The sequence below is a fragment of the Mesorhizobium sp. M1A.T.Ca.IN.004.03.1.1 genome, assembly GCF_003997555.1.
GTDB lineage: Bacteria > Pseudomonadota > Alphaproteobacteria > Rhizobiales > Rhizobiaceae > Mesorhizobium.
In genome coordinates, this window is sequence record NZ_RZTV01000170.1 from 1 (window position 1) to 297 (window position 297).

At 64.0% G+C, this 297-nt stretch carries 1 pseudogene; it reads right to left on the reverse strand.

Annotated elements, in window-relative coordinates:
* Nucleotides 1-14 precede the first annotated feature (14 nt).
* Nucleotides 15-297 (reverse strand): annotated as a pseudogene (locus EOD29_RS31195) (amino acid ABC transporter ATP-binding protein); the annotation flags it as partial.

A 297-nucleotide genomic window follows, 5' to 3' on the forward strand; every position in this document is an offset into this window, starting at 1 on the left:
TGCTGAGCCACTGACTAGCTGACACCGAGAAAGTGCCTGAGCTCGGCAGTTTGCGGATCGGCGAAGACATCCTCCGGCCGACCGGCTTCATGGACACGGCCCTGATGCATGAAGACGACGCGGCTGCAGACGTCGCGGGCGAACCGCATCTCGTGCGTGACCATCAGCAGCGTCATTCCCTCGGCGGCAAGTTCGCGCACGACGGCCAGAACTTCGGCGACCAGTTCCGGATCGAGCGCGGAAGTGATTTCGTCACAGAGAAGGGCTGCAGGCTGCATGGCGAGCGCGCGGGCGATG